Raw genomic sequence first — 9941 nt, 5'->3', positions numbered from 1 at the left:
CGCGACAACCTCGAAAGCGACTATGCCAAAGAGTCGCTCGAACAGTGGTTCCGCGAAGATGCGAGCGAGGCCGAGTTTTCCGCGCTCTGGCAGGCCGAGGTCGAGGAGATGTCGGGCAAGACCCGCACCAACACGCTCTACCTCGTCACCGGCCTACTTTTGCCGGTCTGGGACCGCCTGCCCGACGATCACGTCCAGGTCTGGCGTCTCAACACCGATGATGGCCAGTCTTTCCTCGGCCGCATCGTCCCTGCGCCGCTCGTGACCAAGCTCGCGGACGCCTTCGGCATCGCCGCCGCCATCACGGTGTCGGGTGCCGAGACCGCAAAGCATGTCATGGGGACGGCTGAGATCACCGCGCTCGGTGCGTACCGGCTGAAGCGCAGCCTGGTCGCCGGCCAGCAGCGCCTTGAGCTGCTCGACTGGCCGCACACGCGGTTGGCCGAGCTGAAGGCAGCCGGGTGCTTCACCGAGATCATCCAGCACAAGATGCGGATGTTTGTGCCCGTCGCGACCGCCGCGACTATACTCGAGAGAATTGGTGGCCTGTGCTGACCAAGCGCGGATGGTGACCGGTCCGTTTGTACGCCATAGCGAAAACGAACCGGTCGAAGGTCGCGTCCCCGTCGTCAGCTAATCTGTTCGACTTTTCCAGCCCCGATCGCCTTGCGCAACGCTTGGGCGAGTTCCGCCATCGAATAGGGTTTATGCAGCAACGGAAAGCCGAACGATCCGGACGTCGCAATGACGTTGCTGTAACCGCTTGCCAACAGAACCGGTATGTCAGGATGGCGTTGCTGTAATGCCTGAGCAAGCTCGATCCCCGACATGCCGGGCATCACCACATCGCTGAAGATCACGCCGAAGCGGGTCGGCTCCGCATCGATTTTTTCAAGCGCCTCTGAAGCATCGTGCGCCCAAACCGCTTCGACGCTCAGTTCGGCCAGTGCCTGGGTCGCGAAGGTACCGACCTCGGTATTGTCCTCTACGACGAGCACGCAAAGATCGTTGGGAAGCACCGCAGCTTCACCCACGTAGGAGGTCGGCTGTTCATCGATGGTGTCCATTACGCTGGGGAGGAATAGGATGAACGTCGTGCCTTCGCCCTCACGACTGTTGACGATTATCTCGCCATCCGATTGCTTGGCAAAACCGAAAACCTGACTCAGCCCGAGGCCGGTTCCTTTTCCGACGGCTTTCGAGGTGAAGAACGGCTCGAAGATCCGACCGACGTGCTCCGCGGAGATTCCGGACCCAGTGTCCGTGAGAGCCACCGTGACGAATTTGCCGTCGACCGGCGAGTGGCCTCGAACAGCTGGAATGACAACGGCCTCTCCAACAGTGACCGTCAGCTTGCCAGCCCCGTCCATCGCATCGCGCGCATTGACTGCCATGTTGATGAGCGCGGTGTCGAACTGGCTGCGATCCGCGCTGACATGACGGGGGCAGTCATCGACGTTAACCTCAAGCTCCACGCCGGAACCGAGGAGCGTCGTCATCATCTCGCGCAGTGCCAGCACGCTTTCACCGGCGTCGAAGACTTGCGGTTTGAGAGCTTGTCGCCGCGCGAAAGACAGGAGCTGGCTGGTCAGCTTTGCGGCGCGATCAGCCGTCTCGGCGACAGCCTCCACGTAACGAAGGCGCTTCGTCTCTGGCATGCCGGGCTTCCGGAGCAAATCCGCGGATAACCGTCAGCAGATTGTTGAAATCATGGGCAATACCACCCGTCAACTGGCCCAATGCCTCCATCTTCTGTGCTTGGCGCAGTTGCTCTTCGAGCAGGCGCTGCTTCGTCATGTCGATCCCGACACCCGTACGGCGTACAGCGATCCCGTCCTCGTCAAAATAGGTGTGGCCACGCGAAAGTACCCACCGGATCGACCCGTCGGGATGTTGGATGCGATACTCGAGCTCGAGCTCACCAGAGTGAACAAGACCGCCGGTCATTGTCGCCCGCAGCGGATTTACGTCGTCCGGCACCACATTAGCCAGGAACTCAGCGCGTTTCAGACCAGCGGCACCCCGCTCCGGATCCAGCCCATAGAGCGCTGATATGGCTGCATCGCAGACAAAGACATCGGTGCGGACATCGTAGGTCCACACCCCCAGACCGCCGACGGCGTTTATAGCCAGCCGGACGAAATCTCGGGTATCGTTTAGAGCCGCTTCTGCCTCGCGTTCCTTGGTCAGGTTGCGCCCAATAGCCGTAAACCGTTCACCGCCCGGGATTGGCGATAAGGACCAGGCGATCGTTTTCCACGCGCCGTCCGCACCGCGCAGCCGATTTTCGAAACTTGCCGGAAGATGATCGATGCGCATCTTTTCGACCGCAGCCATAGACCGCTCGACATCGTCAGGATGTGTGATTGCGGTATAGTGGCCAGAGAGAAGATCGCGCTCTGCCATACCTATCAGCGGCAGCCATGACGGGCTGACCCGTTGAAGGCGGCCCTGATAATTTGCGACTACGAGCAGATCTACGCTCAACGCCCAAAACTGATCGGCCTCCCGCTTCTCCTCGAGCACTATTCCGATGTCTCGATCGTCACCAACCGCTTGGCGATCAGGCACGGATGACGGTTCGTCCGGCAAGGTTACGCACGCCCGAATGAAGCGCCGATCATCTCCAACGCACCGACGACGATGCTCGAGAACATCATCACGTGGCGGTCAGCATCGGTGAGGAAATTGGCCATGGGGCTACCATAACGACTTTGCGATCTCGCGCCTACCAGTCGCGTAGAATCCGTCGAGAGCTACGGGCTTCGAAACGGCTGCATTCTCGCCTCGGCAATTAATCGGTGCACGGCAGTCTCGTCACGATGTTCGGTAAGCCGCAGCTTGACCTGACCGAGCTCTGGGATCCTCTCGTTACGCCCGACGGAGGGGAGGGAGCCTTCGGCTTTGTGAGCTTGGTGAGCAGGCTTGCGTGACCGCCTGACGCGGTGCGCTAATCTCAGACGGAGACAACCGATGATGCAGTCCGTGAAGGTCAAGAACCTCTCGCTCTCGAAGGACAATGTCCGCAAATCTAACCGCGACGCAGGGATCGACACCCTTGCCGCGAACATCGCAGCCCAGGGGCTGTTGCAGAACCTGATCGTTACCCCGCTCAAAAAGGCGGGGCACTTCACCGTGAAGGCAGGCGGTCGCCGCTTGCGCGCGCTCCAGCTCCTGATCGACCAGGGCACCCTCCCCGTCGACCACACCGTCCCGGTCCTCGTGCTGAGCGACGACGACAACTCGATCGAGGCGAGCCTCGCCGAGAACTTCCAGCGCGTGCCGATGAATCCGGCCGACGAATGCACCGTTTTCAACTTCCTGATCCAGAAGGGCACGACCGCCGAGGACGTCGCCAAGCGTCAGGGCGTGACCACCCGCTTCGTCGAGCAGCGCGTGCGACTTGCCGAGCTGGCCCCGCCTGTCTTCGAGGCGCTCGCAGCCGGCGAGATCACGCTCGGCGTTGCGCAGGCTTACGCCGTCACGACCGACGTCGATCGCCAGACGCGCGTATTCGCCCAGATGAAGACGTCCTACTATGGCGACAACCCCGACAACATCCGTCGCGCCATTCTCAACGGCACCGTCAAGGCGAACGACGCCAAGGCCCGCTTCGTCGGTCGCGAAGCCTATGTTGCCGCAGGCGGTCGCATTGAGAGCGACCTGTTCGCCACGGAGGGCGATGAGAACTGGATCGACGTGGACCTGATCGAGACGCTCGCCGCTTCGAAGCTCGAAGCCGCAGCGGCAGAACTGGGGAAATCCGAAGGTCTCGCGTTCGTCACGCCGATCGCGGCGACGCACGTCCCCTACGACCTCGAGCGCCAGCTTCACGAGTATCACGCACCCGCCCGCGCCCTCACCGAGGACGAGACCGCGCGTGTCGAGGTTCTGTCGGCCGAAAACGACGCGCTGATCGACCAGCTTGAGCAGGAACTGCCCGACGGCAGCGCCGAAGCCGAGGCGGCGAACGCGCGTATCGAGGCGATCGAGCGCGAGCTGGAGACAATCGAGGACGCCCGGCACGAGATCGATCCAGCGCTGAAGGCGCAGATCGGGACGTTCGTCTATATCGGGGGCGATGGCGAACCCCGCGTCCACACCCGCCTCTTCAGCGAAAAGCCGGTCGTGGATCCAAACGCCCCGCCCAAGGAGTCGGGCGGCGCAACCGGGGACGGCGATGCCGGCGACGGCGAGCAGGGTCCGAAGCTCAGCGCCACGCTGGTCGATGAACTTGCGACGCAGCGCCGCCAGATCCTCGCCGCCCACGTCGCCAGCGACCCGGGACTCGCACTCGACCTGACCATCTTCCTGATGGCGCAGAACGTGGTGTTCGAGCAGGCGCACATCCCCAACCACTCGACCTTGAAGTCGAGCGCCGCGGGCTTCCCGATCTTCGGGTTCCGCGACGAGGGATCGATGGCGTCGCAGACGATCGACGACCAGCGCCAGAAGCTCGACACGAGCTGGGCGGGTCTGCCGACCATGACCGCCCGCTTCGACGCCTTCCGGGCGCTCGACGACGAGGCCCGCGGCGCTTGGGTTGCATACTCGATAGCACGAACTCTCGAACCGACGCTCAACGTCGCCGAGGGCTATCGGAGCAATGGCTTCCATGACCATCTCGGTCGCCTCCTCGACATCCAGGTCGAGAATTGGTGGCGCCCGACGGCCGAGAACTTCTTCGGCCGGGTCAAGAAGACCGTCATGCTCGACGCGCTCGAGGAGATTGGAGGCCCGATCCTGCGCGGCCGCTACAAGGACGCCAAGAAGGGCGACCTTGCCGGCACCTGTGCCTCGCTGTGCAACGGCCAGGGCATCGTCGAAGCCGAGATCCGCGAGAAGGCGACGGCCTGGTTGCCGGAAGCCATGCGCTTCGAGGGGATCGAGAAGGCGGCACGCACGCCGTTGCGCTCGAGCTTCGCCGACAACGAGACCGGCACCGATCCGGACGAGGACGAGGATACCGATCTCGACACCGGTGACGACGCAGTGATCGATCACGAGGAAGAGGAGATTTTCAGCCAAGTGGCCTGACGCAGGCTTGCACCTTTCGAGGCACCTGGGGCGGCACTTCGCGCAAGTGTCGCCCCTCTTTTTGTGACCCGGCACCGCCCTTCCAGAGGGGAGGATGCTCACGCGGGTTTGCCTCAATTCAATCAGGAGAACGATCGTGGCACAGATCACCGACAAGCCCTCGCCTGCCGACATCATCACCAACACCATCATCGACAAGCTCGAATCCGGGGTGCGTCCCTGGGTTAAGCCGTGGCGCCCCGGCCTTGGCGGCCGTCCGCTGCGCGCGACCGGCGATCCCTACAAAGGCATCAACTGCTTCTGGCTGTGGCTGTGTGCAGAGGGGGCCGGGTACAGCTCGCGCACCTGGATGACGTACAAACAGGCGCAGGCTCTTGGCGGCCAGGTTCGCGAGGGCGAGCAATCGCAGATCGCGATCTTCTATAAATCCTACAGCAAAACCGTCGAATCCGTCGTCACCGGCGACACGACCGACGAGATGCGGCGCGTGCTGCGCTCCTACGCCGTGTTCAATTGCGACCAGATCGACGGGCTGTCTCCTGACTTTTACCCGAGCCCTGTCAGCATCGTGCCCCCGGCCGATGCGCTGCCCGAGCGCGCGCAGCGCTTCCTCGATGCGCTGCCGGCGACGGTCCAGGCTCGCGGCGATCGCGCGTTCTACGACCGCACCGCCGACACCATCACCATGCCGCCCGTCGAGCTATTCTCGACCCGCGCCTACCACGCCGCCACGCTCGCTCATGAGGCTGGCCACTGGACCGGCCATCCCGACCGGCTCGATCGCACGTTCGGCAAGCGCTTCGGGGACGACGCTTACGCGTTCGAGGAGCTTTGCGCCGAGATGACCTCAGCGCTGCTCGGTGCCGATCTCGGTCTGCCGACGTCGCACATGGACGATCACGCCGCCTATATCGGCTCGTGGTTGAAGGTGCTCCGCAAGGACAGCCGCGCGATCATGACCGCCGCGGCGAAGGCAGAAGCGGCAGCCGGCTATCTGCTCCGCGCAACCGGCCTCGACGCCTCGGCCGAACCCGAGGAACAAATCCGTGAAGCAGCATGACCGCTCCGGCCGCCCTCCCCGACTTCGGCGCCTACCGGCGCTTCGTCGTGGCGTTCAGTGGCGGCACGGACAGCCTTGCCGCCCTGCTCCACCTCCTCAGCCTCGGCGTGCCAGCGCACGCGATCGAGCTGCATCACCATGATGTCGATGGCCACGGCCCGACCTTCATGGATTGGCCGTGCACGCCCGCCTATGTCCGCGCGATCGCCGAGCATTTCGGGATCGCGCTCTACGTCTCGTGGCGCGAAGGCGGCTTCGCGCGCGAGCTGGCGCGCGACGACGCGCCGACCGCGCCCATCGCGTTCGAGACGCCGACCGGCATCGGCCGTGCCGGGGGCAACGGCCCTGCCGGCACGCGCGGGCTCTTTCCCCAGACGTCTCCCGATCTTCGCGTGCGCTGGTGCAGCCCCGCGCTGAAGATCGACGTCCTCGCGGCCGCGATCCGGAATCAGCCGCGCTTCCTCGACGGCCGCACGCTGGTCATTACCGGCGAGCGCGCCGAGGAAAGTCCCTCGCGTGCGCGCTATGCGACGCTCGAGCCGCATCGCACATCGACCCTCGCGCGTGCGGTCGATCATTGGCGCCCGGTCCATGACTGGACCGAGCGCCTGATCTGGGACGCGATCGCGCAAGTGCGGATCCGTCCCCACCCGGCCTACGTCCTGGGTTGGGGCCGCCTGTCCTGCCGAGCCTGTATTTTCGGCTCGCCCGACCAATGGGCGACGCTCCGGCTCGTCTTCCCTGCCGCCTTCCGACGGGTCGCGGCTCGCGAAGCCGCGAGCGGGAAGACGATCCATCGCGCGCTCACCGTCACGCAGCTCGCTGACCGCGGCACGGCGTTCCCGGCTGCGACGCTCCATCCAGACGAATTGGCGCAAGCCGATGATCCGGTCTGGCGTCTCTCGATCCTGGCGGATCGCTGGACGCTCCCTGCCGGCGCATTCGGCGACCATGCAGGCCCGCCATGAACGCCGCCACGCGCGTCGGTCTCATGGACCTGCTCGCTCCCACGCGGGAAGACCCGCTGTGGGAAGCCGAGAAATCGGGATGGCGCTGCTTCGTCATGGGCAACGACCGGTGTCATTACCGCCGAGGGAGCAAGCTCCGCACGGCTTGGCAGTCCGGCTATGACGCGGCCTCACGATCGGCCGATCCTGTTGGCGGGATGCTTTGAACAAGGCCCCGCACGGAGGAGAGGGAGCCTTCGGCCTTTTGAGCGCGCGTGTGCGCTCAGGAGGACCGGCCATGCTCTACGACACCCACTACCGCCACAACGAGGCGCTGTCTCCCGAGGCGCTCGGCACCGTGCCTGCAGCGCTCCATGCCTTGAACGCGGGCGTCGACGACTGCCGGCGAGCCGGCAAGCCGATCGACCGCGATGCGTCGATCCTGCTGCTGATCCGCAACCTGGCGTCCGTCGCCGAACGTAGTGCGCCCAGCACCAACGAGCTGCGTTTGCGCTGTGCGGAAGACCGCAACAGCGTTATCGCCGGATCCGCGCTGCTCGACATCGCCGGCAACAGTGTCGCCGGCGACGCAACGGCGAAGCGGACATTCCATCGGCATGCACGCTCCGCGCTCGTTTCGCTCGCCGAGACGATCGGCCTTGAGCCGCATGACGTCCGTATCGGTACCGACATGGGCGGTATCGCGGACGATGGCACGACCGAGCTGCGCCATGCCGATCTCTCGATCCGGGTGCGGCCGCACAGCTTCTTCCCCGACAGCGAGATCACCTTCAACCGCTGCCGGGGCGGCGAACACGCCGGCCCCGTCCAACGCGCGCCGATCGCCGAGCTGCTGGACGTGAGCACGTTCCAGCGCCGGCTTACCGCGACGGTTGGCGACGTTGGCGCTCCGCACCTCGCCGCTGCCTCCTGATCCTTACGTCATCGGAGACTTATCATGGGTTGGCTCTTCATGCGCGATATGGGCGGCTACGCCACCCCGCGCTCGTATCTCGACAACCAGTTCACCTACCAGCGCGACACGCATCGTCTGACCGTGCTGGCGTCCGCCATGGTCGGATCGACCTATTACGCCGCTTGCGAGCGCCTCGCGGACGAAGCCGAACGGATCGTGTTCGGCATCGTCTGCCTTACCAAGACCAGCACCGGCGCGCGCGACGGCTGCACGTTCGGGTACAAGGATATGGATGAAACGGTCGGGCCGAACGAGAGCGAGTGTCCGGCTGCGATCCTCGACGAGCTGACCGCCACGGACAGCGAATATGCCTTGGCCTGGCGCGCGCGGTGCCGCGCCAACCTGCTAGCAAAAAAGCTCGACCGGGCCAAGCCGACCCCAAAGCCCGGGCAGACCATCATCTTCGATGAGCCCATGCGCTTCAGCGACGGCAGTGACCGCAGCCGTTTCGAGGTGGTCGCGAACCCCACGGGCAAGACGCCGCTGTTCCGTGACCCGGAAAGCCGCGCGATCTGCCGTATCCCGGCATTTCGCAAGCGGGCCTACCGCATTGTTCATGCGGCGATCGTCGTGAGGGAGGTGGCCAATGGTTGACGCGCGCTTGTCGTTTCGGCTTGGGGTGCCAGCCTCGATTCCATCGCCATGATCGTCGAACTCGCCGAACGCGGAGCCCATCAATATGCTTCTCTTCTACGATCCCGGCACTTGCGACGTGCGCGGCTGCGACCGCTCCCGACCACAGCCGGTCGGTCAGATACCTCCGACGAGCGTCCGGTCGTGACGGAAGCTGCCGATCGCGCCGATCGAAGCAGACAATCGGCAACGCGCCCACAGACGGCTGTTCCTAACCGACTCAGATGGTCCCAGAACCGGCCATCCTCCCGGGGTTCTTGCCCGGCAGCGTGGTGCCCAAAGCCCGCAGCCTGTCGCCGCGCGTGGGGATGCTGAAGCCTCGACCTTCGTTTCATCTGCCTTCCCGTTGCGTTCAGATCGGCGGTTCACCCAAACAGCAATCCCTGTCAGCCCAATTTGAAACGGATCGTCGGTCGCGAGGATTAGAGCCCGTCAGGGAATTGACGAGAACCCGCCATCGACGTGGAGATTGACGCCGGTGATATATCCAGCGAGCGGGCTTGCGAGGAAGGCGACCGTATCGGCAAGTTCGCTCAATTCTCCAACGCGGCCAAGCGGGACGGCGGCGAACAGCGGCAGCACGCCACGCTGAATGTCCTCCCAAGGCGCATCCTCAGCCGCGATCCCGCGCGCCGCTGCTACAGCCCGGAAACCACCCTCCAGTTTGTCGCTCTTGATCGTTCCGGGTGAGATCGTGTTGACCGTGATGCCGTCGGCGGCCACCGCTTTAGCCATCGAGGCGGTCAGGGCGTTTATCGCAGCCTTCGCGGCGGAATAGTCCGGCCCTGTCGCGGGGGGCATCGTTGCCGCGCCGCTCGAAATGTTGATCACGCGGCCCCAACGGGCCTGTCGCATGAAGGGAAGAATCCGTGTGCTGACACGCACCGCAGCAAGGACGTTGCGGTCATACGTCGATGCCCATCCGGCAGACGTGGTCGACTCCCAGTCGCTTTTCGGACCGGAACCACCGGCATTGTTGACCAGAATATCGATCGCACCGACCGCCTCTCGCGCCTCGGCTACCAGCCGCTCAACCGCGTCGTCGTGCGTCAAATCGCCGAGCACCGCATGCGCGCGCCCGCCGCCTGCGACGATGGCGTTCACGACACGTTGGGCCTGCTTTTGGTCGCGTCCGTGGATGACGAGCGCCGCACCCTCGCGCGCCAGAGCCAAAGCGATGGCTTCGCCGATCCCCTTACTGCTCCCAGTCACCAGGGCCGTCTTGTGGTTGAGTTGCAGGTCCATCGTCCAAAGCCCATCTTACGTCGCTGATGAGGAGGTAGGTCGA

General features: G+C 64.4%; 9 protein-coding genes and 1 pseudogene. 7 read left to right on the top strand and 3 right to left on the bottom strand.

All coding sequences use genetic code 11. The features are described 5' to 3' along the window. Positions 1-555: pseudogene (locus L8K25_RS21575) on the top strand (methylase); the annotation flags it as partial. A 74-nt stretch (positions 556-629) separates the two neighbouring features. On the opposite strand, the gene L8K25_RS21570 reads toward L8K25_RS21575, so the two are convergent. Then, entirely contained in the window at positions 630-1658 is a 1029-nt protein-coding gene (locus tag L8K25_RS21570; protein ID WP_242141090.1) for an ATP-binding protein, read from the bottom strand. Then, positions 1606-2571 (bottom strand): PAS domain-containing protein, encoded by a 966-nt coding sequence (locus L8K25_RS21565; RefSeq protein ID WP_242141089.1) that lies wholly within the window; start codon positions 2569-2571, stop codon positions 1606-1608. Before L8K25_RS21565 ends, L8K25_RS21570 begins: the two co-directional genes overlap by 53 nt. Before the next feature lie 402 nt (positions 2572-2973). Between L8K25_RS21565 and L8K25_RS21560 the strand changes: the two genes are divergently transcribed. From L8K25_RS21560 to L8K25_RS21535, 6 genes are all read left to right on the top strand, one after another. Beyond that, a complete protein-coding gene (locus L8K25_RS21560; RefSeq protein ID WP_242141088.1) occupies positions 2974-5037 on the top strand; it encodes a ParB/RepB/Spo0J family partition protein in 2064 nt (687 codons plus the stop codon). Between the two features lie 136 nt (positions 5038-5173). Then, on the top strand, positions 5174-6097 hold the full coding sequence (locus L8K25_RS21555; protein WP_242141087.1) for a zincin-like metallopeptidase domain-containing protein: 924 nt from the start codon (positions 5174-5176) through the stop codon (positions 6095-6097). Then, positions 6094-7065 carry a phosphoadenosine phosphosulfate reductase family protein gene (locus L8K25_RS21550; RefSeq protein ID WP_242141086.1) on the top strand — a complete coding sequence of 324 codons (972 nt, stop codon included), beginning with the start codon at positions 6094-6096 and terminating at the stop codon, positions 7063-7065. Before L8K25_RS21555 ends, L8K25_RS21550 begins: the two co-directional genes overlap by 4 nt. Beyond that, a complete protein-coding gene (locus tag L8K25_RS21545; protein WP_242141085.1) occupies positions 7062-7271 on the top strand; it encodes a hypothetical protein in 210 nt (69 codons plus the stop codon). The genes L8K25_RS21550 and L8K25_RS21545 overlap by 4 nt, the downstream gene beginning before the upstream one ends. Positions 7272-7342: 71 nt before the next feature. After that, entirely contained in the window at positions 7343-7978 is a 636-nt protein-coding gene (locus L8K25_RS21540; protein ID WP_242141084.1) for a hypothetical protein, read from the top strand. A 48-nt stretch (positions 7979-8026) separates the two neighbouring features. After that, on the top strand, positions 8027-8614 hold the full coding sequence (locus L8K25_RS21535) for a hypothetical protein (protein ID WP_242141083.1): 588 nt from the start codon (positions 8027-8029) through the stop codon (positions 8612-8614). A gap of 471 nt (positions 8615-9085) precedes the next feature. On the opposite strand, the gene L8K25_RS21530 is transcribed toward L8K25_RS21535, so the two are convergent. Continuing rightward, positions 9086-9898, bottom strand: coding sequence for an SDR family NAD(P)-dependent oxidoreductase (locus L8K25_RS21530; protein WP_242141082.1), 813 nt, complete (start codon positions 9896-9898; stop codon positions 9086-9088). Positions 9899-9941 lie beyond the last annotated feature (43 nt).

The organism is Sphingomonas sp. TREG-RG-20F-R18-01, from assembly GCF_022662475.1.
In the GTDB taxonomy this organism is placed as follows: domain Bacteria; phylum Pseudomonadota; class Alphaproteobacteria; order Sphingomonadales; family Sphingomonadaceae; genus Sphingomonas.
This window is presented reverse-complemented; position numbering and strand designations above follow the sequence as displayed.

Coding starts and splice junctions, on each gene's coding strand:
- L8K25_RS21570 (WP_242141090.1), bottom strand. CDS start 1,658: ATGCCAGAGACGAAGCGCCTTCGTTACGTGGAGGCTGTCGCCGAGACG.
- L8K25_RS21560 (WP_242141088.1), top strand. CDS start 2,974: ATGATGCAGTCCGTGAAGGTCAAGAACCTCTCGCTCTCGAAGGACAAT.
- L8K25_RS21550 (WP_242141086.1), top strand. CDS start 6,094: ATGACCGCTCCGGCCGCCCTCCCCGACTTCGGCGCCTACCGGCGCTTC.
- L8K25_RS21545 (WP_242141085.1), top strand. CDS start 7,062: ATGAACGCCGCCACGCGCGTCGGTCTCATGGACCTGCTCGCTCCCACG.
- L8K25_RS21540 (WP_242141084.1), top strand. CDS start 7,343: ATGCTCTACGACACCCACTACCGCCACAACGAGGCGCTGTCTCCCGAG.
- L8K25_RS21535 (WP_242141083.1), top strand. CDS start 8,027: ATGGGCGGCTACGCCACCCCGCGCTCGTATCTCGACAACCAGTTCACC.
- L8K25_RS21530 (WP_242141082.1), bottom strand. CDS start 9,898: ATGGACCTGCAACTCAACCACAAGACGGCCCTGGTGACTGGGAGCAGT.